The organism is Halosaccharopolyspora lacisalsi (assembly GCF_014137975.1).
Lineage (GTDB): Bacteria > Actinomycetota > Actinomycetes > Mycobacteriales > Pseudonocardiaceae > Halosaccharopolyspora > Halosaccharopolyspora lacisalsi.
In genome coordinates, this window is sequence record NZ_JACGWZ010000005.1 from 214,659 (window position 1) to 238,809 (window position 24,151).

At 69.6% G+C, this 24,151-nt stretch carries 27 protein-coding genes; 17 read left to right on the forward strand and 10 right to left on the reverse strand.

Annotated features, from left to right (window positions below):
• Positions 1–590 precede the first annotated feature (590 nt).
• Positions 591–1,055, forward strand: coding sequence for an STAS domain-containing protein (locus FHX42_RS17625; protein WP_182545513.1), 465 nt, complete (start codon positions 591–593; stop codon positions 1,053–1,055).
• 147 nt (positions 1,056–1,202) lie between these two features.
• On the opposite strand, the gene FHX42_RS27460 is transcribed toward FHX42_RS17625, so the two are convergent.
• Positions 1,203–1,583, reverse strand: a complete 381-nt coding sequence (locus tag FHX42_RS27460; protein ID WP_182545514.1) for an Hsp20/alpha crystallin family protein — start codon at positions 1,581–1,583, stop codon at positions 1,203–1,205.
• A gap of 231 nt (positions 1,584–1,814) precedes the next feature.
• Here FHX42_RS27460 and FHX42_RS17635 point away from each other — a divergent pair, with 231 nt between their 5' ends.
• The 6 genes from FHX42_RS17635 to FHX42_RS17660 all read left to right on the forward strand — a co-directional run bounded on the left by FHX42_RS17635 (position 1,815) and on the right by FHX42_RS17660 (position 7,217).
• Positions 1,815–2,612: an IclR family transcriptional regulator gene (locus tag FHX42_RS17635; protein ID WP_182545515.1), complete on the forward strand. Its 798-nt coding sequence runs from the start codon at positions 1,815–1,817 to the stop codon at positions 2,610–2,612.
• Positions 2,613–2,904: 292 nt separating this feature from the next.
• Complete coding sequence (locus tag FHX42_RS17640) at positions 2,905–3,951, forward strand: zinc-dependent alcohol dehydrogenase (RefSeq protein WP_182545516.1); 1,047 nt, start codon at positions 2,905–2,907, stop codon at positions 3,949–3,951.
• Positions 3,951–5,129: an L-rhamnonate dehydratase gene (rhmD, locus tag FHX42_RS17645; protein ID WP_182545517.1), complete on the forward strand. Its 1,179-nt coding sequence runs from the start codon at positions 3,951–3,953 to the stop codon at positions 5,127–5,129. The genes FHX42_RS17640 and rhmD overlap by 1 nt, the downstream gene beginning before the upstream one ends.
• Before the next feature lie 22 nt (positions 5,130–5,151).
• Positions 5,152–6,027 (forward strand): fumarylacetoacetate hydrolase family protein, encoded by an 876-nt coding sequence (locus FHX42_RS17650; RefSeq protein WP_182545518.1) that lies wholly within the window; start codon positions 5,152–5,154, stop codon positions 6,025–6,027.
• Positions 6,028–6,200: 173 nt separating this feature from the next.
• Positions 6,201–6,515 carry a hypothetical protein gene (locus FHX42_RS17655; RefSeq protein WP_182545519.1) on the forward strand — a complete coding sequence of 105 codons (315 nt, stop codon included), beginning with the start codon at positions 6,201–6,203 and terminating at the stop codon, positions 6,513–6,515.
• Between the two features lie 234 nt (positions 6,516–6,749).
• Entirely contained in the window at positions 6,750–7,217 is a 468-nt protein-coding gene (locus tag FHX42_RS17660) for a hypothetical protein (protein ID WP_182545520.1), read from the forward strand.
• 29 nt (positions 7,218–7,246) lie between these two features.
• On the opposite strand, the gene FHX42_RS17665 is transcribed toward FHX42_RS17660, so the two are convergent.
• Positions 7,247–7,672, reverse strand: a complete 426-nt coding sequence (locus tag FHX42_RS17665) for an HIT family protein (RefSeq protein WP_182545521.1) — start codon at positions 7,670–7,672, stop codon at positions 7,247–7,249.
• A gap of 97 nt (positions 7,673–7,769) precedes the next feature.
• Here FHX42_RS17665 and FHX42_RS17670 point away from each other — a divergent pair, with 97 nt between their 5' ends.
• The 7 genes from FHX42_RS17670 (at position 7,770) to FHX42_RS17700 (ending at position 13,928) form a co-directional block, all read left to right on the forward strand.
• Positions 7,770–8,426, forward strand: coding sequence for a GntR family transcriptional regulator (locus tag FHX42_RS17670; RefSeq protein ID WP_328796341.1), 657 nt, complete (start codon positions 7,770–7,772; stop codon positions 8,424–8,426).
• A 286-nt stretch (positions 8,427–8,712) separates the two neighbouring features.
• Positions 8,713–9,540: a transketolase gene (locus tag FHX42_RS17675; protein WP_182545522.1), complete on the forward strand. Its 828-nt coding sequence runs from the start codon at positions 8,713–8,715 to the stop codon at positions 9,538–9,540.
• A complete protein-coding gene (locus tag FHX42_RS17680) occupies positions 9,537–10,529 on the forward strand; it encodes a transketolase family protein (protein ID WP_182545523.1) in 993 nt (330 codons plus the stop codon). Before FHX42_RS17675 ends, FHX42_RS17680 begins: the two co-directional genes overlap by 4 nt.
• Entirely contained in the window at positions 10,526–11,374 is an 849-nt protein-coding gene (locus FHX42_RS17685) for a sugar phosphate isomerase/epimerase family protein (protein WP_182545524.1), read from the forward strand. Before FHX42_RS17680 ends, FHX42_RS17685 begins: the two co-directional genes overlap by 4 nt.
• A gap of 1 nt (position 11,375) precedes the next feature.
• Entirely contained in the window at positions 11,376–12,134 is a 759-nt protein-coding gene (locus FHX42_RS17690) for an SDR family NAD(P)-dependent oxidoreductase (protein ID WP_182545525.1), read from the forward strand.
• Positions 12,135–12,253: 119 nt separating this feature from the next.
• Positions 12,254–12,478 (forward strand): hypothetical protein, encoded by a 225-nt coding sequence (locus FHX42_RS17695; RefSeq protein WP_182545526.1) that lies wholly within the window; start codon positions 12,254–12,256, stop codon positions 12,476–12,478.
• 112 nt (positions 12,479–12,590) lie between these two features.
• Entirely contained in the window at positions 12,591–13,928 is a 1,338-nt protein-coding gene (locus FHX42_RS17700) for a GntP family permease (protein WP_182545527.1), read from the forward strand.
• Here the strand turns inward: FHX42_RS17700 and FHX42_RS17705 are convergent.
• Positions 13,856–15,358: an AAA-type ATPase lid domain-containing protein gene (locus FHX42_RS17705; protein WP_182545528.1), complete on the reverse strand. Its 1,503-nt coding sequence runs from the start codon at positions 15,356–15,358 to the stop codon at positions 13,856–13,858. The genes FHX42_RS17700 and FHX42_RS17705 overlap by 73 nt on opposite strands.
• A 173-nt stretch (positions 15,359–15,531) precedes the next feature.
• Between FHX42_RS17705 and FHX42_RS17710 the strand changes: the two genes are divergently transcribed.
• A complete protein-coding gene (locus tag FHX42_RS17710; RefSeq protein ID WP_235987451.1) occupies positions 15,532–16,254 on the forward strand; it encodes an iron-sulfur cluster assembly protein in 723 nt (240 codons plus the stop codon).
• 96 nt (positions 16,255–16,350) lie between these two features.
• The gene (locus FHX42_RS17715) at positions 16,351–16,836 is read left to right on the forward strand and encodes a hypothetical protein (RefSeq protein ID WP_182545529.1); all 486 of its coding nucleotides are present in this window, start codon (positions 16,351–16,353) and stop codon (positions 16,834–16,836) included.
• A gap of 39 nt (positions 16,837–16,875) precedes the next feature.
• On the opposite strand, the gene FHX42_RS17720 is transcribed toward FHX42_RS17715, so the two are convergent.
• The 3 genes from FHX42_RS17720 to FHX42_RS17730 all read right to left on the reverse strand — a co-directional run bounded on the left by FHX42_RS17720 (position 16,876) and on the right by FHX42_RS17730 (position 19,053).
• Complete coding sequence (locus FHX42_RS17720) at positions 16,876–17,496, reverse strand: TlpA family protein disulfide reductase (protein WP_182545530.1); 621 nt, start codon at positions 17,494–17,496, stop codon at positions 16,876–16,878.
• A 47-nt stretch (positions 17,497–17,543) separates the two neighbouring features.
• Positions 17,544–17,936: a DUF5313 family protein gene (locus FHX42_RS17725; RefSeq protein ID WP_182545531.1), complete on the reverse strand. Its 393-nt coding sequence runs from the start codon at positions 17,934–17,936 to the stop codon at positions 17,544–17,546.
• A 133-nt stretch (positions 17,937–18,069) separates the two neighbouring features.
• Entirely contained in the window at positions 18,070–19,053 is a 984-nt protein-coding gene (locus FHX42_RS17730) for an LLM class flavin-dependent oxidoreductase (protein WP_182545532.1), read from the reverse strand.
• A 207-nt stretch (positions 19,054–19,260) separates the two neighbouring features.
• On the opposite strand from FHX42_RS17730, the gene FHX42_RS17735 reads away from it, so the two are divergent.
• Positions 19,261–20,139: an oxygenase MpaB family protein gene (locus FHX42_RS17735; protein ID WP_220480513.1), complete on the forward strand. Its 879-nt coding sequence runs from the start codon at positions 19,261–19,263 to the stop codon at positions 20,137–20,139.
• Positions 20,140–20,251: 112 nt separating this feature from the next.
• On the opposite strand, the gene FHX42_RS17740 is transcribed toward FHX42_RS17735, so the two are convergent.
• The 4 genes from FHX42_RS17740 to FHX42_RS17755 form a co-directional block, all read right to left on the reverse strand.
• Positions 20,252–21,019, reverse strand: a complete 768-nt coding sequence (locus tag FHX42_RS17740; RefSeq protein ID WP_182545533.1) for a dienelactone hydrolase family protein — start codon at positions 21,017–21,019, stop codon at positions 20,252–20,254.
• Between the two features lie 164 nt (positions 21,020–21,183).
• Positions 21,184–22,071, reverse strand: a complete 888-nt coding sequence (locus FHX42_RS17745) for an NAD(P)H-binding protein (RefSeq protein WP_182545534.1) — start codon at positions 22,069–22,071, stop codon at positions 21,184–21,186.
• A gap of 168 nt (positions 22,072–22,239) precedes the next feature.
• Positions 22,240–23,247, reverse strand: coding sequence for an alcohol dehydrogenase catalytic domain-containing protein (locus FHX42_RS17750; protein WP_182545535.1), 1,008 nt, complete (start codon positions 23,245–23,247; stop codon positions 22,240–22,242).
• Between the two features lie 184 nt (positions 23,248–23,431).
• The gene (locus FHX42_RS17755) at positions 23,432–24,049 is read right to left on the reverse strand and encodes a DUF1707 SHOCT-like domain-containing protein (protein WP_182545536.1); all 618 of its coding nucleotides are present in this window, start codon (positions 24,047–24,049) and stop codon (positions 23,432–23,434) included.
• Between the last annotated feature and the right edge of the window lie 102 nt (positions 24,050–24,151).

Below are 24,151 nucleotides of genomic sequence, written 5' to 3' on the forward strand. Positions count from 1 at the left end.
CACTCCTCGGCTGTTCGGGGGCGTGGCGTTCCCCAGAATTAAATCAGCTGACTGACTGAGAGCAAACCTCCGGTACGCGCCCGGCCGCGAACGCGGACCGCGCCCCGCTCGAACAGCACGGCCGGGCCGCTCGTGAGGTCCTGCGCGTCGTCGGCACCCGACCTCGCCGCCGTGCGCCGCCGCATGGAACGGAGCCTTCTCGATCGTTCTCGTGATCGCCGCCTGCGTCACGCTCCGCATCGCCTTCACATGCCGTGACTGGCTCTGGGTCGCACGTCCCGGACGGTGGTCGACTCGTGATCAGCGGGATGTCCCCGGCTGCCTCGATCCTTGATTCCCCGCACCGGGAAATTCGTGATCGAACAATGCCTGACCTGGTGATCTCGCGGTGCTGATGCGTAATCTCGGGGTGCGCCGGTTGAGTCGACAGCCGTGGTCGCGCTGCGGATCCGGAGGTGCGGGCAGGAACGGCTCCGGACTTCCCTCCCGCCGCGGTTCCGAGTCGGTGGTACGTCCGAGGCGGAGCTGTGGCGTTGTCCGCTTCACTGAGCTTTCTGGTGGTGGAACCAGTGGTTGCTTACTTCGTTCCCATGGCATCCTCGCCCGTGGGAGCCGCGACTCGTCTCGAATCCGGTGACGAGGAGTCCGGTGCGAGGGTGGTGGCCGCGCGCTCGGTCTCGGAGCCGGATGGGCCGCTGTGGATGCAGGTGCACCGCCCCGGCCACCGGGTGCTGGTGCTGGAGGTCCGGGGCGCGGTGGACATCGCCGGTGAACCCCGGTTCGCCGAGGTGCTGCGTCAACGCCTGGACAGCTTCGCCGCGCATCTGGTGCTGGACATGTCGGGGGTGACGTTGCTCGACGCCGAGGGCGTCATGACCCTGCTGGACGCCGTCCACTACGCCAGGATTCGCGCGAAACGCCTCGTGCTGGTTCCCAGCCCGGCCGTGAACCGGGTGCTGGAGATCCTCGGACTCACCGAGCGGTTCGGCTACGCGGTCAGCGTGCCGACGGCGCTGACCGCCGACGAGATCCCCCGCCAGGCGCAGTCGCGCTGACCCCGTTCCCGCCGGCTCCGCGAACCGCGGGGGAGAGCTCCGCCGACGAGCTGCTGGACGTCGATCCGGCGGGGCCGGCTCTCCTCGCTCTTGGGACCCGGACGGTCAGCACGCCGTTGTCGAGCTTGGCGTTCACGTTCTCGGTGCTCATGCCTGGGGGAGCGCGCTGCGGTGGGAGAAGTGGCCGGTGCGCCGCATCTGGTGGTGCAGGACGCCGTTGCTCTCCTCCTCCCGCATCTCCCCGCTGATCGACAGCTCGTTGTCGTTGACGTCGACGGTGATGTCGTCCCGAGCGACTCCGGGCGGCTCGGCCTCGTAGAAGTAGGCGTCCTCGGTTTCCTCGACGTCGACCATCGGCTGCCAGGCCCCGCCCCGGGACATGCTCGATCCGGGGTCGAAGCCCCGCCCCGGGCGATCCCGCAGCTCTTCCACTTCCCGGAACGGTTCGCGCCCCCTGTCCGGCATCCGCCGCGCGGCGTGGTGACCCGTCCGGGCGGGCAGCGGCTCGTTCCTCGTCGTCTCCTTCACCGTTGCCGATTCCACAGCCGATTCCGTCGTCCCCGGAGTGGCAGCATCGTCCCAGCTGCGCTGGTTCGACGCCGTCGTTCGCCGGTCGTGCCCACGGCTACGAGCAGCGCTTCGAGGGAGTCACGCAGCGGAGTTTCATACTGGTGAAGCGGAGTTGGTAGGCTGCCGCGCAGCGACGGCGAAGGATCGAAGGACGACTGGTCGGCGCCGCTACGGGAACGGTTGAGTGGTATGGACGAACCGAGTGCCGCAGCCCCGCGGTCGGCGGAGGTGCCCCACGGGCACGGTGTCGTGAAATCCGCCGACCGGGCCCTGGCCGTTCTCGAGCTGCTTTCCGGCGGGCGGCACCGGCTCGTCGACATCGCGGAGCAGCTCAGCCTTCCCCTGTCCAGCGTGCACGGCCTGTTGGCCACCCTCGTGCACCGCGGGTTCGCCGAGTTCGACCAGGGTGATCGCACCTACTCGCTCGGGCTGAAGGCGTGGACGGTCGGCCAGGGCTACGAGGGGCACCACGACGTCGTCGGCCTGGCGCTGCCGCTGATGAAGCAGCTCGCGGCGGAGACCGAGGAGACCGTCCAGCTGTCCCGGCTGGAGGGCATCGACAACGTCTACATCGCCATCGCCGAGTCACCCCAGCCGATGAAGCTGGTCTCGGCGGTGGGCATGCGCTTGCCCGCCTACGCCATCGGGCTGGGCAAGGCGTTGCTGGCGGGACTGTCCGCCGAGGAGGCCGAGCGTCGGCTCTCGGACGTGGAGTTGCGGCGCTTCACGCCGTACACGGTTCGGGAGCTGCCGGCCTTGCTGGCCGAGCTGCGGGAGATTCGCGAGCGCGGTTACGCCACCGATGACGAGGAGTACATCATCGGATGCCGGTGCGTCGCGATTCCCGTCCACGATCACTCCGGTGTCGTCGTGGCCGCGATGTCCGTTTCCGCGCCCACGCCGCGCTGCGGGCCGAACTGGGTCGAGCACACCCGCGAGGCGTTGTCCGGTGCCGTGCGGCCCCTGGAGAGTCGGCTGCGGCGCTGACCCGGCCCCGCGGGGCCGCTTTTTCGGGTGAACCGCCCTTCGGAGTCCACTGCGTCCGCCCGAGACGCGGTCTTGACAGTGCCGTGTTTGCGCTACAGTATTCACTTCAATGAAGTTGCTTCCTGTATATGAAGCATGGAGAGGTCATGGAACGACCTCGGAACACGTCCCCTCCTGACATCCCCGCCGGCCGAGGTCGGCTTCTCGCCACCGGCCTGGTGGTCGATCCATCCCGGCACGGCACCGCGGCAGGGTCGGTCGCCGCGCGAGCATCGATCGGCAAGGAGGCACAGTGCGCTCACTCGTTTTCCACGGCCCCCGTTCCATCGGGGTGGAAGAGACGCCCGACCCGGCCCCCGCCACCGGCGAAGTCCTGCTGAGTATCCGCGCCACCGGTATCTGCGGGTCGGACCTGCACGGCTACACCGGTGAGAACGGCCGTCGACACGCGGGCCAGGTGATGGGTCACGAGACCGTCGGGCACGTCCGCGGCGGGGACCCGGACACGCTGACGGCAGCGGGCTTGTCCCTCGGCGAGGCCGTCACCGTGAATCCGGTCATCGGGTGCCTGTCCTGCGAATCCTGCCTGGACGGTGCGGAGCAGGCCTGTCCGGACCGCAGGGTGATCGGCGTGGATCCGACGATCAGCTCGGCCTTCGCCGACTTCATGGTCGTTCCCGCACGCAACGCGGTCGCCCTGCCTTCCGGGATGCCGGAGGAGCACGGTGCGCTCGTGGAGCCGCTCGCGGTCGGGTACCACGCCGCCCGGCGCGGACGCTGTTCGCCGGGGGAGGTCGTGCTGGTACTCGGCGGAGGCCCGATCGGCCAGGCGTGCGTGTTGGCCGCCCGCCGCTGCGGTGCCGAGAGGATCCTGGTGAGCGAGCCCGACGAGCACCGCGCGGCGCTGGTCTCCGCACTCGGTGCGGACACGATCGATCCCCGTGCCGAGAACGTGGCGGAGTCGTCGAAGCGGCTGCTCGGTCGGCCGGCGACCCTCGTGCTCGACGCGGTCGGCTCGTCGACCACGTTGGGTGATGCGCTCGCCGCCTCGGCACGGGCGGCCCGCGTCGTGCTGGTCGGCATGAACGAACCGGACGTCGCGCTGTCCGCCTACGCGATCAGCACCGCGGAGCGAGAACTGATCGGTGCTTTCTGCTACAGCCGCGATGACTTCGCGAGCACCGCCTCCTGGGCAGGAACGGCGGGCGAGTACCTCGATCGGCTCGTCGACGGCCGGGTGGGTTGGGACGGTGCCGCGGGAGCTTTCGCCGACCTCGCCTCCGGTACCTCGTCCGCCAGCAAGGTCCTGGTCCTGCCCGACGACCGAGGAGAGCAGTGATGACGCCCCGAACGATCCGCTCGGTCCGTGCCCACACCGCTCAGGGAGGTGGCGCCGACTACCACGACCAGGGCGACGACCACTGGATCGACGACCACATCGCCACGCCGATGGCCAAGTACCCCGACTACCGGCAGAGCCGTCGGTCGTTCGGCCTGAGCGTGCTGGGAACGCTCGTCGTGGAGCTGGAGGCCGACGACGGAACCACGGGGTTCGCGGTGACCACGGCCGGTGAGCCGGGCGCGTTCATCGCCGAACGCCACCTCGCGCGGTTCCTCGAGGGCGCCCCCGTTCAGGAGGTGGAGCGCATCTGGGACCAGATGTACTCCGCCACGCTGTTCTACGGGCGCAAGGGGCTGGTGCTCAACGTGATCAGCGCCGTGGACCTGGCGCTGTGGGACCTGCTCGGCAAGCTGCGCGACGAACCGGTTTACGCCCTGCTCGGCGGCGCCGTGCGCGACGAGCTGGTTTTCTACGCCACGGGGTCGCGCCCGGACCTGGCTCAGCAGCTGGGGTTCATCGGCGGCAAGATGCCGCTGCAGCACGGCCCGGCCGAGGGTTCCGAGGGGATGGCCAAGACCATCGCTCGGTTCGCGTCCGTGCGCGAGCGGGTCGGTCCGGACTTCTGGCTGATGCTCGACTGCTGGATGTCGCTGGACCTGGACTACGCGACCCGGTTGGGGCGCGCGCTGCACGAGCACGGGCTGCGGTGGATCGAGGAGGCGCTGCCGCCCGACGACTACTGGAGCTACGCCGAACTGCGCAAGCGGCTACCGGCGGAGCTGCTCGTCACCACCGGCGAGCACGAGGCGACCCGGTGGGGTTTCCGGATGCTGCTGGAGATGGGCTGCTGCGACTTCATCCAGCCGGACGTCAACTGGTGCGGCGGGATGACGGAGCTGATGAAGATCTCGGCGTTGGCGGACAGCCGCGGTGCGCTGGTCATCCCGCACGGTTCGAGCGTGTACTCCTACCACTTCGCGATCACCCGGCACAACAGCCCGTTCTGCGAGTTCCTGATGATGCACCCGGAGGCCAGCGAGGTCGTGCCGATGTTCAGTCCGCTGTTGCTGGACGAACCCGTGCCCGTGGGCGGGCGGATGAAACTTCCCGATCGCCCCGGCTTCGGCGTGCGCCTCAATCCGGAAGTACCGCTGGTTCGTCCGTACCAGCACTGAAACGACAGAGAGGAGCCCCGCGGTGAAGTTACTGAGGTTGGGTCCCCCCGGATCGGAACACCCGTACGTGCGGGACGACCGAGGCGGCCTGTTCGACCTGAGCCCGCTGACGATCGACATCGACGGTTCTTTCCTGGCCGGTGGTGGAATCGCCCGAGCGCGGTCCGCGCTGGACGCCGGGGAGCTGACTACCGTTCCGGACCCCGGTGACGGGACCGGGATGCGGGTCGCGGCCCCGGTCGCCCGCCCCTCCGCGGTGCTGTGCATCGGTCAGAACTACGCCGCCCACGCCGCGGAGTCGGGCTCGGAGCCGCCCGACGTTCCGATCCTGTTCTTCAAGCACCCCAACACCGTCGTCGGCCCGTACGACGAGGTGGTGCTCCCGCGGGGCAGCACCCGGACCGACTGGGAGGTCGAGCTCGGCGTCGTGATCGGGAGCCGCGCCCGATACCTGGAGGACCGCGACCAGGCGGCGGCCTGCATCGCCGGGTTCGTCGTCTCCAACGACGTCTCCGAACGGGCCTACCAGAAGGAGCACTCCGGTGGGCAGTGGTCGAAGGGCAAGTGCTGCGAGACGTTCAACCCGGTGGGCCCCTGGTTGGTCCCCGCGGAGGACGTCGAGGACCCCGGGTCGCTGGGTCTGCGGTCCTGGGTCAACGACGAGCCGCGGCAGGACTCCCACACCGGCGACATGATCTTCGACGTCGCGGAGATCGTGCTGCACCTGTCCCAGTACATGACGCTGGACCCGGGCGATCTCGTCAACACCGGCACCCCGCAGGGAGTCGCCATGTCGGGGCGTTTTCCGTACCTGGCCGCCGGTGACGCGATGACGCTGGACATCGACGAGCTGGGACGGCAACGCCAGGTGATCAAGGAGGAGTCCGGAGCGCGGTAGCGGCGGGTCTTCGGGACGAGCTCCGCTGGTGAGCGGGCAGGATCGTGGACTTGCGGGGTGCATGCCTGCCTGCCAACCTGTTTTGGCTGTGCTCAGAGGGGCCCGGGCGGCGTTCGGGCTCGTCCGGGACGGTGACGGAGCAGCTGACGACGCCGACGAGAGGGTGGCCCGGGATGGACGCTGCCGACCTCCGCGCGCGGCAGGCCGACACCGCCGAGGTGCTCGCGGCGTTGCTGCGCGAGTACGCGTTCCCGCCGATCGGTTGGAGCATCGACAGTTTTGACGGCGCCTTGGAAGGTCGGATCTACCGCGACTCCGCCGACGCGGCCCTGGCGGATCTGACCACGGTCGCCGAGCTGCTCGGGACCGAGGTCGGCGAGCACGCGCCGGAATCCGGCACGAGCAGGACCCAGCTGCTGGTGCAGGGGCGCTACCACCGGACCCCGATCACGGTGTACGGCCAGGTCACCGTGATCGGCGCCGAGTGACTTGAGGGTCATTGCAGAACGGCCTGTGTGGTGGCTCGAGCGGGAAGCCGGTCTCGTGGCTCCGTCGCTCCTCGAAGGACCGGTAGAACTGCTCCCATGTGGATTGATTTCGACGTCCTCGACGAGTTCGCCGTCGGCGGTGGTGTCCTCGTTTTCGCGTGTGCTGGTGTGGCCCGTTGCGGGATAATCGGTGGTCAAGGCGGCTCTGCCGCATCCATCGGAGAGGGACCACCCATGCAGACGAGGTCGACCACAACCGCCACCGGTGTTCCGGATTCCGCGCGCTCCCACGCGCACGCCCAGGAACTGCTGAACGCCTTGGCCGACGCCGAGCACCAGCAGGACCGCTGGACCCTGCTGTCGTACCAGGAACGCGGGACGCGCTGGGCGTGCTGGCTGGCGCTGCTCGACCTGGTGGTGGCTCCCTGCCTGGGCGTGTGGTTGATCGTGACGGCCGCGGGGCCCTTCCGGCTCTGGGTCGTGCTGATCGGGGCGGCCCTGTTCCTGCCCGCCGGGTTCGCCGGAGCGCTGTACCCACGGTGCCGCACCGACCACCGCCAAGTACGGCAACTGGCCCGGCAGGCAGCCCGCGCCGAGCAGGAGGCCCACGACCGGTTCGAAGATCTGGTCAGCACAGTGTGGGACCGGGAACCGGAAACGCCGATGGGACCTGCTGAGCGTCGGCCTTCGGTCCTCCGGTGACAGCGGCCCCGTGCTGCCGGGGGCTCGTGCTACTGCGCGAGCAGCGTTCGAAGGACCGTGTCCGGGTCGAGCGGCTCGGTCGGCGGATGGGGCCATCCGATGGATCCGTCGCCGTGCCAGCGGGGCACGAGATGGATGTGGAGATGAGAGATCACCTGTCCGCTGGCGCTGCCGTTGTTCTGCCGCACGGTCAGCCCGTCCGGGCCGAGCCGCTGCCGCAGCAGGACGCTGATCCGCTGGGCCGTGCGCATCGTGGCTTCCGCCAGGGGCGCGTCGGCCTCCCACAACGTGTCCACGTGCTGTCGGGGGATCACCAGCACGTGCCCGTAAGCGGCCGGGGGAGCGGCCAGCAGGGCGAGGCAGGTCTCGTCGCTGCTCACCAGGTGCGCGGGAGACTCTCCCGCGACGATGCGGCAGAAGGTGCAGGTGTCGCTGCTCGGTTCGGCACGGGGCATGGCCCCAGGCTATGACGCCCGAGTCGACCAGGGCGCGGCGATTCATCGGATCGACGGGCGAACTGTTGACTGTCGGCACTCGGCTATCATCGGTGGCGTGGTGGAAGAGGCATTGCGCAGTCTGGACCGCACCACGCTACGCGAGCGTGCGTTGGTGGCGATACGGTCTGCGATCGTTTCCGGGCGTTACCAACCGGGCGAACACCTCGGTGAGGTGGAGATCGCCACCCGGCTGTCGATCAGCCGCGGCACGGTGCGCGAGGCCCTGCGCCACCTGCAGCAGGAGGGACTGGTGGCCCCGGGGGCCCGCGGTATGTTGCGGGTGCGCAGCCTCTCCGCGGAGGAGGTCCGCGAGCTGTTCCGGGTGCGAGAGGCACTCGAGGGTCTGGCGGTCGCCGAGCTCGTCGCGTCGCCCAAGCGGCCGGACGCGGTCGCGGAGCTGAACGGGGCCGTCGACAAGCTGGACGATGCTTCGGTCGACCTGGCCGAGCGGCTCGAGGCCGACCTGGCCTTCCACGCGCTGCTGTGCGAGCTTTCGGGCAACTCCATGCTGCTCGACACCTGGCGCCATCTGGAGGGGCCGATTCGTGTCGTGGTGATGAGCACGAACAGTGAGCAGCGCAGTGTTCCGATGTCGGCCGCCCACCACCGTCCGATCATCGAGGCCATCGAGTGCGGTGACGCCGAAGCCGCCGTGGCGGTGCTCAAGGAGCACATGGCGGCCGCGGTCGAGTGCTTGACCGCGGCGGGCTGACCTCCCCGGTGAAAATTCGCCCTTGACTTTCCCCGAAGAGCCCTTAGGGTTGGCTCTCAACATTGACTGTTAACAGTCAACAGTGATCATGTACCCGGTCGAGGGGAGCGCGATGGTCGACTCCGGCACCTCCGTGGCTTGTGCCCTGGGAAGCGCTTTCTCCCGGGGATTCGCCCCACGCCGGGTGGGCTTGTCGCCGCGCTGGTGACCGGAAGGATCCACCGACCTCCGCGCCGCGGAGCTCGGTGACATCGAAAACCCACCAGAAAGAGGAGGTAGAGCGCTGTTGTCGGACAGAGTGCATGCGCTCGAGGAATCGGCGTGCCGAATCCGCAGGCACGCCCTGGACATGGGTGAGGCCCAGGGGCAGGGATACATCGGGCAGGCACTGGGGCTGGCCGACGTCCTCGCGGTCGTCTACGGCGACCGGCTGCGCTTTCAGCCGTGGGATCCGGACTGGCCCGAGCGCGACCGGTTCCTGCTGTCCATCGGCCACTACGCGATCGCGCTCTACGCGGCGTTGGCGGAGGCGGGCATCGTCGACGTCGCCGAGCTGGAGACCTACGGGGCCGACGAGTCCCGGCTGCCGATGTCCGGCATGGCCTCCTACACACCGGGAATGGAGATCTCCGGCGGTTCCCTCGGGCACGGCCTGGGCGTGGCGACCGGGATGGCGCTGGGACTGCGCCAGCGGGGAAATCCGGCGCGCGTCTACGACCTGCTCTCCGACGGCGAGCTGGACGAGGGCTCCACCTGGGAGGCCGCGCTCGCCTGCGCCCACCACGAACTGGACAACGTCACCGCGATCGTCGACGTGAACGCGCTGCAGGCCGACGGCCCGACCAGCGGAGTGCTGCGCATCGAACCGCTGACCGCCAAGTGGGAGTCCTTCGGCTGGCGGGCGATCCGCGTCGACGGCAACGACATCCCGGGGTTGCTGGCCGCGTTCGACGAGCTGGCCGCGCACCGGGGCTCGCCGTCCGTGCTGATCTGCGACACCCGGGTCGGACGAGGCGTGCCGTTGCTGGAGAACCGCGAGAAGGCGCACTTCATGCGGGTCGAGTCGCACGAATGGCAGATCGCACGCGATCAGTTGGAGGAGACGTACGCATGACCACGTCCACGAAGAAGCGGCTCACCACCTCGGCGATGATCGCTTCGTTCGCCGACGAGGGGCAGCGCACCACCAGCGCCCCGTTCGGCCACGCGCTCGCGGGGCTGGCCGAGCAGCGCCCGGAGATCGTCGGGCTCTCGGCGGACCTGGCCAAGTACACCGACATGCACGTGTTCCGCGAGGCCTACCCGGACCGCTTCTACCAGATGGGCATGGCCGAGCAGGCGATGTTGGGGACCGCGGCGGGGATGGCCGAGGTGGGGCTGCTGCCCTTCGCCTCCACCTACTCCGTGTTCGCCACCCGGCGCGCCTACGACTTCCTCTGCCTGGACATCGCCGAGCCGGGGCTCAACGTCAACGTCGTCGGTGGCCTGCCCGGCCTCACCACCGGATACGGGCCGAGCCACCAGGCGACCGAGGACCTGGCCATCCTCCGCGGGATGCCCGGACTGACCATCGTCGACCCGTGCGATTCCGTGGACATCGAGCAGGCGGTCCCCGAGCTGGCGGACACGTCCGGCCCGACGTACCTGCGGTTGCTGCGCGGGTCCGTGCCGACCGTGCTCGACGAGTACGACTACCGCTTCCGGCTCGGCGAGGCCGCCGAGCTGCGCGGAGGGCGAGACGTGCTCATGATCTCCACCGGGCTGATGACGATGCGGGCGCTGCAGGCGGCCCAGGAGTTGGCGTCCGACAACGTCGACGTGGCCGTGCTGCACGTGCCCACCATCAAGCCGCTGGATCGCGAGGCGATCCTGCGCGAGGTCGCGGGCGACCGGCTCGTGATGACCCTGGAGAACCACGCGGTCGTCGGCGGGCTCGCCGAGTCCGTCGCCTCCTGCCTCGCCTTCGCCGGGGCGGGCAAGCGGATCGTGCCGATCGGGTTGCCGGACGAGTTCCTCGCCGCCGGAGCGCTGCCGACGCTGCACGACCGGTACGGACTGTCCGCGTCGGCGATCGCGGCGCGGACGCGCGAGGAACTGGCATGATCTCCCCCCGGCTCGGGTGCAGCACCATCAGCCTGCGCGATCTCCCGTTGCCGAGGGCGCTGGAGCGGATCGCCGAGGCCGGCTTCGCCGAAGTGGACCTCGGCGCGCTGCCCGGAGTCTGCGAGCACGTGCCGGTGCCACTGCCCCCCGAGGAGGTCGAGTCGATCTCCCGGCAGGTACGGGCGAGTGGGTTGCGGGTGCGCACGGTCAACGCGGACATCGGCCCGATGGACGACCCCGACCCGGCCGGTGGCGCCCTCGCCGAACACCTCCGCGGTCTGGTCGCGCTGGCGGTCTCGGTGGGCTCCCCGGCGATCATGCTGCCGTGCGGGGATTACCGGGATCGGCGTCCCACCACCGACTCGGAGATCCGGGCCGTGGCCGACACGGCTCGGCGAGCCGCGGACATCGTCGCCTCGGAGGGGCTCCGGTTGGACGTGGAGGCCCCGCACTCGATGCGGCTGTGCCACGACACCGCCGGGTCCCACCGCCTGGCCGACGAGCTGGACGGCTCCTCGGTGGGCATCGTGCTGGACGTCAGCCACGTCGTCGCCTCCGGCGGCGACTCCGCTGAAGCCGCCCGCGCGCTCGCCGACCGGGTGCGTCACGTCCACCTCCGTGACGCGGTGCCCGGCGACATCCACCGCAGCATCGGTCGCGGTCACGTCGACTTCGGCGGTTTCGTCTCGGCTCTGGAGGCGGCCGGTTACACCGGCCACTACAGCCTCGAACTGGAGACCGACGACGTCGGCGACGAGCAGCGCCCGGCCGAGGCGTCCAGGGCGGGCGCCGAAATCTCCCGCCTGCTCGCCACCACGCAGGAACGACTCCGCATTGGAGACTGACATGACACAGAACCGCACGGCCGTCATCACCGGAGCCGGCTCGCACCGGGGCATCGGCCAGGCCACCGCGAATGCGCTGGCCGCGGCGGGTTGGCACATCGCGGTGCTCGACATCGACGAGGCCAGCGCCAAGGAACGGGCCGCGGAAGTGAGCCGGGATCGCGGCGTGTCCGCGTTCGGAGTCGCCTGCGACGTGACCGATGTGGACCAGGTGGACGCCGCCACCATCACCGTGGAGTCCGAGCTGCCCCCGATCGGCGCGCTGGTCAACAACGCCGGAATCACGTCGCCGACCCGGTTCCTCGACGTCACCGACGACGAGTGGGACCGCATCTTCGAGGTCAACGTGCGCGGCAGCTACCTCATGACCAAGCGGGTGGCCCCGGGCCTGGCCGAGCGCGAGTTCGGCCGCATCGTCAACCTCTCCTCCGTCTCCGCCGAACGGGGCGGTGGTGTCTTCGGAGGCGTGGCCTACTCGGCGGCCAAGGCGGCGCTGCTGGGCTTCTCCCGCGCGCTGGCGCGTGAGCTCGGGCCCTCGGGCGTGACGGTCAACTCCGTGGCACCCGGCCTGGTGGACACCGACATCACCGCGGGCAAGCTCGTCCCGGAGCGCAAGGAGGCCATGGTCGCCGACATCCCGACGGGGCGCGCCGGCACCGTCGCCGACGTCGCCGACGTCATCACCTTCCTGTGCCGCCCGGAATCCAGCTACCTCACCGGGGTCACCTACGACATCAACGGCGGATCGCACATTCACTGAAGTCGGGTGATTCGGACGAATTGTTCGTGGTGCGTCCACGCTGCACCGATCTCGATAAATCCCGGCGGGAAACAGCGGTCGCTTTTCGCGACCGAGAGGCGGGGGCCGATAGTCGGCGGATGGTGTTCGAGACTCCGGCGGTGCGTTCCGAGAAGGTGACCGCCGTGGAAATCCTCGCGGATGGCGTGCTCTTGATCGCACTTTCCTCGCAGGCAGAACAAGTTGCTGACCAGCACGGACCAATGACCGCCATGAACACGGCCTCGTCGTCGACGAACCGCGGTATCAACTCCGCCGATCACGACTCACGACAACGAGTCCCCGTCACGGGGAACACGGGCTGAAATCCCGTCATTCACGCCGGAATCAACCCGCTTCGCGTTCACCGCCGCAATCCCGGCGGTGGCAACATTGTTCACCCGCCTCGACGTCGAGGCTCACGGAAAGACACGCGGTATGTCTGATTCACTCATATTGCTGCACACCGCTCTCGCGGTGGTCGGCATCGTGCTGCTGATTGTCGTGGCACGCATCAATCCGGTGATCGTCCTGGTACTGGGTTCGCTGTACCTCGGACTGGCCACCGGCCTCGGGTTCGAGGAAACCACCACGGCCGTCGCCGAGGGATTCGGCGATCTCATGACGGACGTGGGGCTGATCATCGGATTCGGGGTCCTGCTCGGTTCGCTGCTGTCCACGACGGGAACGTTGCAGCGCATCGTCGAATTGTTCCTCCGGATCTGCGGGCGCGGCAAATCGCCGTACGTGCTCGGTGTGGCCTCCGGCGTCGTGTTTCCGGCGATCTACTTCGACGTGGCGCTGGTGATGCTGGCGCCGATCGCCAGTTCGGTGGCCGCTCGTACCGGTGTCGGGATCGCCGTGGTCGGTGGTGCCCTGGCGATCGGCCTCGAGGTCGGACTGCTCATGGTGCTGCCCGGAGCCGCTGCGCTGGCCGGTGCCGGAGCCCTGAACGTACCGCTGTCGACGATGCTGTTGTTCGGGATCCCGGTGGGCGTCGTGGCCATCGTCGTCGGTGTGTTCCTGCACAGCGTCCTGATGCGGCGGACCTGGGATCCCTCCAAGGACGAGAGCACCAACAACGGCGGCGTGGACGGCATGACCGTTGCCGAGGCCGAGCAGCCGCGCCGTCGTCTTCCCCTGCCGGTGATGCTGTTGCCGGTCCTGGTGCCCCTGGCGCTGATCGTGCTCGGCACCGTCGCCGAGACGGCCGAGCTGAGCAGCGGCCTGATCGGTTTTCTGTCCGACCCGGTCGTGGCCCTGCTGATCGGTCTGCTGCTCGCCTGCGCGATGACCGTGTACATGCTCTCGCGCGATGCCGTGGAGAAGGCGTTGAGCAAGGGGGCGGCGACCAGCGGGACCATCCTGCTGTTCACCGGTGTGGCCGGTTCGCTGGGGGAAGTGATCAGCCGAACCGGCATCGGCGACATCATCTCCGGCCTGTTCCAGACGAGTTCGTTGTCCCCGTTGCTGCTGGCGTGGGTCGTGGCGGCACTGCTGCGCCTCGCGCAGGGATCGGGATCGGTCGCCGCGATCACGGCGGCCACCCTGCTGGCACCGGTCGTGGGAGGGCTGGACGCGGCCGCCGTCCTCGTGCTTCTCGCCGCGGCGGCCGGGGCGAGTTTCGGCGGGCACGTCAGCGACAACACGTTCTGGATGTTTCGCACCCTGCTGGGCCTCTCCACGCGAGGAGCCTTCCAGGTCTACACCGTGTCCCAGTCGATCATGTCGGTCGTCGCGCTGGTCGTGGTGCTCGGACTCGGCGTGTTCGTGTGAGCCCTCGGCCGGTCGGGGACGCGTATGCCGTACTGCGTGATCTTGCGGTAGATCGTCGCTCGGCTCATGCCGAGGACCTCCGCGGTACGGGTGACCGTCGTTCCCGGCTCGGCCAGGCAGCGCACGATCTCGTCGCGCTCGAGGGTCTCGATCCGGGACAGCGTGCGGGTCGGCCCGCACAGCACCTCGGGAGCCAGGTGTCGGACGTCCACGACATCGCTCCTGGCCGCCGCCTCCAGGACGACTCGGCGGAGCTGCTCGACGTTGTCCGGCCAGTGGTAGGCGCGCAACGCGCGCACCGCCGCCGGGGTGAACCGGATCTCGCGGCTGCGGGCCCGCTCGGCGAGGTGCTCGGCCAGCGGGAGAACGTCGTTCGGCCGTCGCCGCAGCGGCGACAGCTCCACCACCGTGTCGACGTGCGGGGTCAACGCCTCCGGGATCGTCGCCGCCCCACGTGCGGTGACGGTGAGTGGTCGCCGCGTTTGCGCCGCGACGATCCCGGCGAGTTCGGTCGCGCCCCACGACGGCAGGGCGTCCACCCCGGCGGCGATGACCCCGGTGTTGTCCTTGGCCAGTTCGGGAGTCCACAGCGCGAGCCACGACTCGATCTCGCGCGGGTCCGGTGGCCGGGCGTGGAGGATCCGACCGTGCGGCTGCGCGCGTCGGAGCGCCGTGACCAGCAGCGCGGTCTTGCCGACTCCCGGTTCCCCGGCGACGCCGACCGACAGTCCCTCGGCCAGCGCCGCTTCGACCTCGGTCAGCGCGGCTCGCCACGTCTCCGACAGCTCCGGCGCGGACCCGGAACGTGCCGCGGAGACCCGGAAGACCTCGCCGCGCGGGGTGGGGCGTGGTTCCACACCGGAACCGCGGGCCCGCATCAACGCCGAGGTGTGCCCGGCCGCGGTCTTCGCCAGGGCCAGCAGCAGGTTCGCGGACCGCTGTGACCAGGTGGTCAGGTTGACGCTGCCGAGCAGCCACCCGTGCACGGGATCCAGGACCGGCACGGCCGCGCAGGTGTACTCCCACAGTCCGGTGCAGTAGTGTTCGTCGCCGCGGACCAGGGACGGCATCCGGTCGGCCAGCGCGAGGCCGAGTCCGTTGGTGCCGGCTTCCCGCTCGGAGAAGGCGAACCCGGGAGCGAGGTAAGTCCGGTCGAGGGCTCTGATCAGCGTGCGGTCGTGGCAGGTCCGGTCGAGCACGTGACCGTCGTGGTCGGTCAACATCAGACTGACCGGTTCGTTCGCGAGCGTTTCGTCCAGATCGTCCAGGACTCGCCGGCCGCACTGGAAGAACAGCGACTCGTCGTCGACGGCACCGGTGTAGACCGGATGGACCTCTTCCAGTGGTGCCCCGTAGTGCCGGCTGCGCTGCCAGGACGCGGACAGTCGTGGTGCGGAGGCGACCGGCGTGCCGCCCGCGTACTCGTCCATTCGCGCACCTCTCCTCGGCTCCACCGTGCCCGCACCAACTGTGACACAAGCGTTACATAAGGTGATGACCCCGTGTCTCAAATTGAGACGCGCGATCTCCCCGCGGTCGGGAGTCGGCTGTCTATCCTCTCCCACCGGATGCGCCGAGAGCGCCACGTGGAAAGGAGGCGGCGATGCATTCCGAGAGCGGCGACTCCTGCTTCACCGGCGATGCTCGCCTCGCGGTGTGGGACGCTCGATCGAGCCGCGCACCGCGGCGGTGGTCGGGCATGCGGATTCCCGAGCAGGATGTCCTCGTCGCGCTCGGTGCCGTTGTCGATCCCGAGCGCAACGAACCGATCACCGATCTCGACTTCGTCCGTTCGCTCGAGGTCGACGGTGGCCGGGTCACCGTGCACCTGTGGTTGCCGACCTCGTTCTGCGCGCCGAACCTCGCCTACCTGACGGCCTCGGACGTCAAGGACGTGCTCACCGACCTGTCGTGGACCCGTGCGGTCACCGTCGAGCTCGACGACCACCACGACTCCGAGGTGATCAACCGCGGGCTCGCTGCCGATGCCGGTCACCGTGGCGCGCTCGGCGCCGACGAGCTGCTGCTCATGTTCCGTCGCAAGGCCCACGCCGCCGCGCTGGAACGGGTGCTGATCGGGATGCTGCGTGCCGATCCGGGCATCGCCGAGACCGAACTGCACCGCGTCACCATCGCCGACCTGCCCGCTGGCGGCGCCACCCGCGCCCTGTTGCGTCGTCGCGCCGCCCTCGGGCTGGGGAGCGGCGGCGCGTTGCCGGTGCTGGTCGACGAGAACGGCAGGCCGTACCAGGCCGGGGAGATCCCCCTGTGGTTGCGACGGGCGCGCTTTGCCCGCGTCCCGGCAGGCAGTAGTTCCCGTTTCTGATGTCCTGGTGTCGGCAGCCGCGGCGCGCTGTCACGGCAGGGCGCTTTCCCGAGGGGTCGAACACGATTCCGGAAAACACCGTTACACTCCGTGCCCATGCGGACCGTCGCGCGAACACTGAATCGCTCCGAAGCGTCGTTGCCGGTGATGGTCGTGGCCGGGGCGGTGCTGGCCACGTGGACCGTGCTGGCGGTGTTCCTGGCGGGCGCGGTGATCCGGGCGGTTCCGGGAGGTGGCTCTGTCGGTCCCGGTGCGCTGCTCGACATAGGTGGTCTGGCTCCGCTGGTGGCCGCGCTCGTCGTCCTCGTCGGTGTCCCGATCGCGCTGCTCACCGAACGGCTGTGCCGCGGTACCGGTACCGGCGTGCTCCTGGCGGCGTTCGTGGTCGCCGGCCTCGTCGCCGGAGCCGCCACGTCGCTGCTGATCACCGGCGGAGTCCTGCACCAGTTCCTGTGGCTGGCCGCCGGAGCCGCCGTGCTCGGTCGCGCGGGGGCGGGGCCGCTGGCCACTCGTCCTCCACTGCTGGGACTGGTTGTCCTGCTCACCGTTGCGGCCACCGTGGGCAGCGCGCTCCTGCGCTGACAATTCCGTCCGCTGTGGAGTGCGCTCGCGGCTGAGCGGCTACTGGGTGTGCTCGGCGGCGATGCGGCGCACGGTCGGCAGCAGTTGCTCGCTCAGCACCGTTCCCAGAAAGACGGCCGCCACGCGGTGCTCGCGATCGAGCACGATCGTCAGCGGTGTCGTCGACAGCGGGACCCCGTCCAGGGCCAACAGCGCACGTCCCGCTGGATCGTATACAGAGGGATAGGGGACGTGGAAGTTGCGCAGGAAGTCGGTAGCGGCATCCCGATCGTCGTTGACGTTGATGCCGAGGAACCGGACGCCGTCGTCGCGGGTTTTCCGGGCGACCTCCTTCAGGTCGTCGGCCTCGGAGCGGCAGGGGCCGCACCATGTCGCCCAGGTGTTCAGCACGACGACGCGCCCGCGGTATCGCCGCACTGCCACCGTCTCCTTCGCAGCGGTGACCCTGCTACCGGAGGTACGGCCGATCGTGCCGCGCTCGGCGGGCTCGTAGAACAGCTTCGACTTGCCACCCGGCGAAACGAACGTGAACGTCCCGCCGCGATCCGCGCTCGCGCCGCTGCACCCACTCAGCGACAGCGCACCCGCGAGGACCACGACCACGACTCGTACTCCCGCGGTGACCGAACGACCCCGGAATCTTCGCGACAGCGACGACATGTCCTGAGCCTGGTGGTTACCCCGGCGGATCGGGGCTTCCGAGTCGATCAGTCGTTTCCCCGGCGGTAGATCGCGGCGTAGCGCGCGGCCTGATCGGGGTTGAGCATGCCGCGGTCCTCCTCCCGCGTCCTGCGTCCGGTTCCCACGGAATAGCCGTGCTTGGCCAGCCGGTGCTCGGCCGTTTCGTACATCCCCGAGACCGAATAGAACAGGCCCATGAGCACGCCGCCCAGCAAGGACATGGCCAGCAGCCACAGTGGCCCGGGAACGAGCAGGAAGAGCAGGCCGGGCGACATCTGCACCAGTGCCCTGAGCAGGTACCGCAGTATCCACGTGCGGCAGGTCAGGTCGTGCAGGACCCACTCGCGGCACCGGTCGGGAAGCCGGCCACCGTAGGCGTACCAGATCCATTGGAACGGATTCGGTCGCTTTCCCGACATGCCTCTCATCCTCGCACAGGCGCCGCAGCCGGTGCGGACGACCGGCTGCGGCGGTGCCGTCATCGGACCGTCATCGCTGGTCAGTGGTCTGATCGAACGATGCTGAGGATCACTCGCGAGTTCGCCGCGGCGGTCAGGCGGGGGTCATCCCGCTGACCTCGGCCAGCAGCTCGAAGGACCGCAGCCAGGCGTCCCGCTCGGGGGCCATCGAGGTGACCATCAGTTCGTCGGCCTGGGCGTGCTTGGCGAAACCGGCCAGGTAGTCCTTGACCTCTTCCGGGGTTCCGACGCCGGAGTAGGTCAGCATCTGCCGGGCCTGCTGCCCGGCCGGGGACTCCAGGGCGTCGTCGGCCTCCTCCCGCGTGAGGTTCCGGCGGGTGAGCAGCCGGAGCCTGCTGCGCTTGGCGGCCTGGAACTGCTCCCGCGCCCGCTCCTCGGTGTCGGCCGCGATGATGTTGACGCCGGCGATGACGTGCGGCTCCCGCAGCTGCTCGGAGGGGGTGAACTGGCGCCGGTAGGTCGCCACGGCGTCCTCCAGCGCGTTCGGCGCGAAGTGCGACGCGAACGAGTAGGGGAGCCCGAGGGCGGCTGCGAGCTTGGCCCCGAACAGCGACGATCCGAGGATGTACAGCGGCACGCCGGTGCCCTTGCCCGGCACGGCCTCGACTCCCTGGATCAGGGATTTCTCGCCGAGGTAGCCCTGCAGCTCCTGCACGTCCTGCGGGAAGGCCTCCGCTGCCGCCTGGTCGCGGCGCAACGCCCGGATGGTCTGCTGGTCACTACCGGGGGCTCGCCCGAGGCCGAGGTCGATGCGTCCGGGATGCAGGGTTTCCAGGGTGCCGAACTGCTCGGCGATGGTCAGCGGAGCGTGGTTGGGGAGCATGACGCCGCCGGCCCCGACGCGGATCGACCGGGTGTGCGCGGCGATGTGCCCGATGAGCACGCTCGTCGCCGAGGAGGCGATGCGCGGCATGTTGTGATGTTCGGCGTACCAGATGCGCCGGTAACCCCACTGCTCGGCTCGCTGCGCCAGGTCGATGCTGGCCCGCAGGCTGTCGTTCGCCGTTTCACCCTGACCGATGTTGGCGAGGTCGAGAATGGACAGTGGGACATCCATGGACGTCGAACCCTTTCGCTCGGGCGATACAGTACGCGCTGTACTGTTGCTCTGGTCAACCGAACGAACGCGCTGCTCGCGGCGACTATTCCCGGCGTTGCCGGGATCACTCCGTCACCGGGTCGTGCCGCACGATCGGCGGCTGGAGGGGACCGGAGGTCGGATTCTAGGATTCGTGCGTCTCCACGGTGGGAAAGGAGACCCAGGGTGACCGCCACCGCAGACCGTTCGTTCCGGCGCCCGGGCTCCGACGACGGGCTGTTCGGTCCGGACTCGGTGACCTGGCGCATCCACACCGACCCGGCGATGTGGATCGCGGCGTTCAGCGCGCTCGCGCTCCAGTCCCTGCACCCCCGGACGATGTGGGGGACCTACCAGAACTCGGCGCTGTTCCGGCGCCGCGAAGCGCTCGCCCGCCTGTTCCGCACCGCCGACTTCGTCGCCACTCGAACCTTCGGCAGCAGCGAAGAGGTCCGCGAGACCGGCGCCAGGGTTCGCCGCATCCACGCCGCGATCACCGGTGTCGACGAGCGCACCGGGGAGCGGTTCCCCGTCGACGACGCGGAGAACCTCCTGTGGGTGCATTGCGCCGAGGTCTACCCGTACCTGCTCGTCGCCCGCGCCTGCGGGATCTGCCGCACCGACGCCGAAGCCGACGCGTACCTCGACGAGCAGCGCCGGTCCGCCGCCCTCGTGGGTCTCGACCCCGAGCGTGTTCCCGGGTCGGTGGCCGAGATGACGGAGTACTTCCGACGGATGCGGCCCGAGCTGCGGCTGACCACCAGCGCGCGCCGGGGCATTCTGATGTGGCTGAACACCCCAGCTCCGAGGCGCCTCGCCGCGCTGCGGCTCGTGTACCCGTTCCTCGGGATGCTCGGGATCGGGTTGCTGCCCGGGTGGGCACGCAGGTTGTACGCCCTGTCCGGGGAGGGCGCCGCTGGTCGGGCGCTGGAGGCCGTGATGGTGCGGGTGGCGCGTGTGACGCGGGCGGTCATGGTGCGGCTGCCCGAGCGCTACACCGGTACCGCGGAGCAGGTCCGACGGATCCGGCGAGCCAAGCGGATCATGCGGGAACGTCGGAACTGAGAGCACGAGCCATCTCCGCGACAGCGCGTGCTGCCGCGGAGATCGAACCCGGGGCGTGCCGCAGTGGACTCCGAAGCGACGGGGTCCACAGCGCGACGACGAGCGCGGTCGGTTACGAACCCGCTTGGAGCGTGCGGTCGAGGAGGTCCCGGAGGGCCTTCCAGTGGCGCTCGGTGGCGTCGGAGTCGTAGGAGGCGGTGTCGGCCTGGGTGAAACCGTGCTGGGCGCCGGTGTACACTTCGCTGCGGTAACGCACCCCCGCTGTCGTGAGCGCGTTGTCGAGGCGTTCGATCTGTTCGGGCGGTAGCGCGTGATCCTGGTCGGCGTGGCCGAAGTAGAGCTCCGCGGTGATGCGGTCGGCGAGCAGGTGCGGGCTGTCGGCGGCATCGGAGGCCAGGTTCCCACCGTGGAAACCGGCCGCGGCGGCGACGCGGTCGGGGTAGGTACCGGCGGTGCGCAGCGCCAGGGCGGCGCCCATGCAGTAGCCGGTGACACCGACCTTTCCTCCGGTGGTCCGCGGGGAGGCGTCCAGCCAGTCCAGGTACGCCTCGGCGTCGCGCATCGCCAGCTCGGGCGTCAGCGACTGCATGATCGGACCGATCCGCTCGAAGATCTCCGGACGTTGGGCGGGATCGATGAACTCGGGCAGTTCGACCACCGGTGCTCGTCCGTGACGGTAGAAGACGTTGGGCACCAGCACGGTGTAACCGGCCGCGGCGAGGCGGTCGGCCATCTCCTTCAGGTGGGCACGCACCCCGAACGCGTCCATGTAGAACAGGACCGCGGGATGGGAGCCGGAGTCGTCCGGACGGGCCAGGTAGGCGTCGGCGACGCCGTCGGCGGTGGGGATCTCCACGGAAGTTCCGGACACGGTGGTCATGGGCACTTCTCCTCGTGCTGCGGGTCTGTCGACTGCGGCAGCACGTCGGGACGTGGTGTCGCAGTGGTCTTCGGTCCGGAGAACGGACCGCGCTGATCATTCTTGCACGCGGTCGCGGTCTCTCGGGTGGGAGACGACGAGCTTGCCGTCCGCCCGCGGTGTGATCACCAGGCCGTCTTCGGGGAGGGCCACCACCCGGATTCGGTGATCGGCGTGGCCGGCGATCCGGTGAGTCGGGGGACGACGTCGGTGACCGCGGACAACTCGCCGCCGGCGATGGCCTGGTACCAGGAGATCCAGGCTTCGATCTGCTCACCGCTGATGCCCAGCCGCCACCGCCGCGCGAAGGCCTCCTCCAGGGTCTCGGCCTCGTAGCGGTAGGGCCTGCCGGTGGCCGTGGCGATCCGGGGCACGGCTTCGTCGAGGGTGAGGGCTTCCGGGCCGGTGACGTCGAGAACGGCCCCGTCGTGGTCGGTGCTGTCGCCGAGGGCGACGTTGGTGATCGCTGCCGCGATGTCGTCGTGGGTGACGAAGGCGACCCGGCCGCTTTCGGGACCGCTGCCTCCGGGGCCGCGGATGACGAACTCCTCGTCGGCGAGGGCGGCCGGTGTGGAGGCGTAGAAGCCGGACCGGAAGGTCGTGTGCCGCACCCCGGACAGGTCCAGGAACTGCTCGGTCAGCCAGTGGTCGCGGGCGTTGCGGTAGGTCGCGGTCGGGCCGGCACCGATCAGCGACACGTACAGCACCCGGTCGATGCCGACCTCCATGCCGGCCTGCACGGCGCTGGCGTGCTCCTCCAGCCGCTTGCCCGTCGGGTGCGAGGAGATCAGCACGAGGGTCGAGGCACCCGCGAGCGCGGTGCGCATGGCCGCGGTGTCCTCGTAGGTGGCCGGACCGCGGTGCTGGGCCCCGGGAAGGTCGGGCAGCCGCGAGGGGTCACGTGCGACGAGCAGCTGGGACGCGCCGCGGTCGGCGAGCCGGGCCGCGATCCGGCTGCCGAGCGCTCCGGTGGCTCCGGTGACCGCCACGGTGGCGAGGTTCTGCTCTGCCATGGTTGCTCCTCTCCTTGAAACCACTGCGGACGGGACTTTTCGTCGGTCGGCGAGTGGTGTCGCCGCTCACGGGGTTCCCGGCCGTGGGGCTCGGATCTCGTGGTGATCCGGGATGCCGTTCGTCGGGCGGGCGGCTGGTGGCCGGAGTGCTCCCGACCCCTGCCACGTTCAAGGGTGCAGGACGGATCGTCCGGCGATGGCGCCGGACCGCAGTCGGGTGAGCACGTCGTTGACCTCGGACAGGGGAGCGGTTTCGGCGACCGTGGGGTCGAGGACGCCCGTCGCGGCCAGGTCGAGGGCTCGTTCGAGCTCCTCGCGGGTGTTGCTGACCGAGGTGAGCACGCGCGTTTCCGGCACGACCATGTCCAGCGGGCTGAGCTCGACGCGGTCGAAGCTGTAGCCGATGTAGACCAGGGCACCGCCGCGGTCCAGGCAACCGAGGGCCTGGGTGCCGGACTCGCGGGTTCCGACGAGTTCGAACACCGCCTGGGCACCTCCGGTGGTTCGCTGCACCCGCTGCGCGGTGTCCCCGGCCGTGGCGTCCACGGTGGTCGAGGCGCCGTGGTACTCGGCCAACCGCAGTTTTCCGGGGGAGCGGCCGACGGCGACCACGTGGACGCCCGCGTGGACGAGGATCTGCACCAGGGCGAGCCCGACTCCACCGACCCCGTACACCACGGCTGTGTCACCGGCCCTCAGGCCGGCGGTGTCGGCGGCGTGCAGGGCTGTGGTGGCGCTGCAGCACAGCGGTGCGGCTTCCCTCGTGCTCAGGGCGTCGGGGATTCGGACGAGCGCGCTGGTGGGGACCCGCACGTAGTCCGCGAAGCCACCGTCGGTGGCGAAGGCCAGGAAGCCGAGCGGTCGTTCGCAGATGTTCTCCCGGCCGTCGCGGCAGAACCGGCAGGAGCGGCACGGGTGGAAGTACTGCACCGCCACCCGGTCGCCGGGTTCGAAGCCGGCCTCGTCACCGACCTCGGCGACGACTCCGGCGACCTCGTGCCCGAGCGTGGTCGGAGTGCCGGCCGGTGTCAGCAGCCCGTCGAGGAAGTGCAGTTCGGTTCCGCACACGCCCGCCGCCTCGACCCGCACCAGCACCTGACCGGTACTCGGTCGCGGCGTGTCCACCTCTTCCAGCCGGAGCGGTTCGTTCGGTGCGTGGAACCTGGCGGCACGCATCACAGGGCCTCCTGCTCATCGGGTTCTCGCCGGTCGTCTCGCATCGCGGCGGCGGTGATCATCAGCTGCTTGACCGACGTCGCCGGCCCCGTGATGGTCGAGTGTGCACGACCCCGAACACGAGAAATCGACCACGGTCGGGCCGAAGTGACAGGAGTCTCGAAGCCTCGTCCGCGTACTGCGGCTAGGAGCGGCCGAAGAGCTTACGGCGCCGTCGGGGGTGACGCACGACGATGGAACCCATCCCGGCACGGGACACGATATGAATGTGCGGGGTCTCTTGCCGGGCGGGGGCCGTGGTGTAGTCGTGGACCGGTTCGATGCCCGGTGTCGCTTTCTCGGTGGTGATCGCGTGTCCCTCGGGCACGATCAGTTCGATGCCGGACAGGTTGGGGCGTGCGTCCACGGTCAACTCGTCGTTGGCGAACTCGGCCTCGGAAAAGTCCAGTTCGACCTCACCTCGCCCGGCACTGGCGATGATGCGGCGGGGCACCTTCCACCGGCCGTGACGGCGTGCCTTGCGCAGCGCGGCCGTGATGTGCAGCGTCTCCGGAACGGTGTGCTCGGCGACCGTGCGTTCTTCGGGTTGTTGACTGCCCGGTAGGTCGGCCAGCAGCTGTTCCAGCTCGTTGTAGTCACGGGCCTGGTGGGTGCGGGCCAGGCGGTTTTCCAGCTCCTCGGTGTCGAGTCGGCCCTGCCCGGCGGCGTTGGCCAGTGCACGCGCGATCGTTTCCCGGTCGTGTCGGGAAACGATTCCCTGCTGGTCCTGCGCGGTGTTCTCCTCGTGTGGCGTGTCCGTCATGGTCACTCCCGGAACCGTCCTCGGAATCTCGGCCCTGTGATCGGCCTCGTTGAGTCGGCCCGCGCTCCCGTGGCGCTGAACGGTTCACCGCGGACGAAGCGG

Excerpts from the sequence above, each read along its gene's own strand:
- FHX42_RS17740 (WP_182545533.1), bottom strand. The coding sequence starts at position 21,019 with ATGACCACCGTGTCCGGAACTTCCGTGGAGATCCCCACCGCCGACGGC.
- FHX42_RS17665 (WP_182545521.1), bottom strand. The coding sequence starts at position 7,672 with ATGCCCCGTGCCGAACCGAGCAGCGACACCTGCACCTTCTGCCGCATC.
- FHX42_RS17745 (WP_182545534.1), bottom strand. The coding sequence starts at position 22,071 with ATGGCAGAGCAGAACCTCGCCACCGTGGCGGTCACCGGAGCCACCGGA.
- FHX42_RS17660 (WP_182545520.1), top strand. The coding sequence starts at position 6,750 with ATGCAGACGAGGTCGACCACAACCGCCACCGGTGTTCCGGATTCCGCG.
- FHX42_RS17635 (WP_182545515.1), top strand. The coding sequence starts at position 1,815 with ATGGACGAACCGAGTGCCGCAGCCCCGCGGTCGGCGGAGGTGCCCCAC.
- FHX42_RS17705 (WP_182545528.1), bottom strand. The coding sequence starts at position 15,358 with ATGGACGAGTACGCGGGCGGCACGCCGGTCGCCTCCGCACCACGACTG.
- FHX42_RS17725 (WP_182545531.1), bottom strand. The coding sequence starts at position 17,936 with ATGTCGGGAAAGCGACCGAATCCGTTCCAATGGATCTGGTACGCCTAC.
- FHX42_RS17680 (WP_182545523.1), top strand. The coding sequence starts at position 9,537 with ATGACCACGTCCACGAAGAAGCGGCTCACCACCTCGGCGATGATCGCT.
- FHX42_RS17755 (WP_182545536.1), bottom strand. The coding sequence starts at position 24,049 with ATGACGGACACGCCACACGAGGAGAACACCGCGCAGGACCAGCAGGGA.
- FHX42_RS17720 (WP_182545530.1), bottom strand. The coding sequence starts at position 17,496 with ATGTCGTCGCTGTCGCGAAGATTCCGGGGTCGTTCGGTCACCGCGGGA.
- FHX42_RS17690 (WP_182545525.1), top strand. The coding sequence starts at position 11,376 with ATGACACAGAACCGCACGGCCGTCATCACCGGAGCCGGCTCGCACCGG.
- FHX42_RS17715 (WP_182545529.1), top strand. The coding sequence starts at position 16,351 with ATGCGGACCGTCGCGCGAACACTGAATCGCTCCGAAGCGTCGTTGCCG.
- FHX42_RS17750 (WP_182545535.1), bottom strand. The coding sequence starts at position 23,247 with ATGCGTGCCGCCAGGTTCCACGCACCGAACGAACCGCTCCGGCTGGAA.
- FHX42_RS17730 (WP_182545532.1), bottom strand. The coding sequence starts at position 19,053 with ATGGATGTCCCACTGTCCATTCTCGACCTCGCCAACATCGGTCAGGGT.
- rhmD (WP_182545517.1), top strand. The coding sequence starts at position 3,951 with ATGACGCCCCGAACGATCCGCTCGGTCCGTGCCCACACCGCTCAGGGA.
- FHX42_RS17685 (WP_182545524.1), top strand. The coding sequence starts at position 10,526 with ATGATCTCCCCCCGGCTCGGGTGCAGCACCATCAGCCTGCGCGATCTC.
- FHX42_RS17695 (WP_182545526.1), top strand. The coding sequence starts at position 12,254 with ATGGTGTTCGAGACTCCGGCGGTGCGTTCCGAGAAGGTGACCGCCGTG.
- FHX42_RS17710 (WP_235987451.1), top strand. The coding sequence starts at position 15,532 with ATGCATTCCGAGAGCGGCGACTCCTGCTTCACCGGCGATGCTCGCCTC.
- FHX42_RS17655 (WP_182545519.1), top strand. The coding sequence starts at position 6,201 with ATGGACGCTGCCGACCTCCGCGCGCGGCAGGCCGACACCGCCGAGGTG.
- FHX42_RS17625 (WP_182545513.1), top strand. The coding sequence starts at position 591 with ATGGCATCCTCGCCCGTGGGAGCCGCGACTCGTCTCGAATCCGGTGAC.
- FHX42_RS17700 (WP_182545527.1), top strand. The coding sequence starts at position 12,591 with ATGTCTGATTCACTCATATTGCTGCACACCGCTCTCGCGGTGGTCGGC.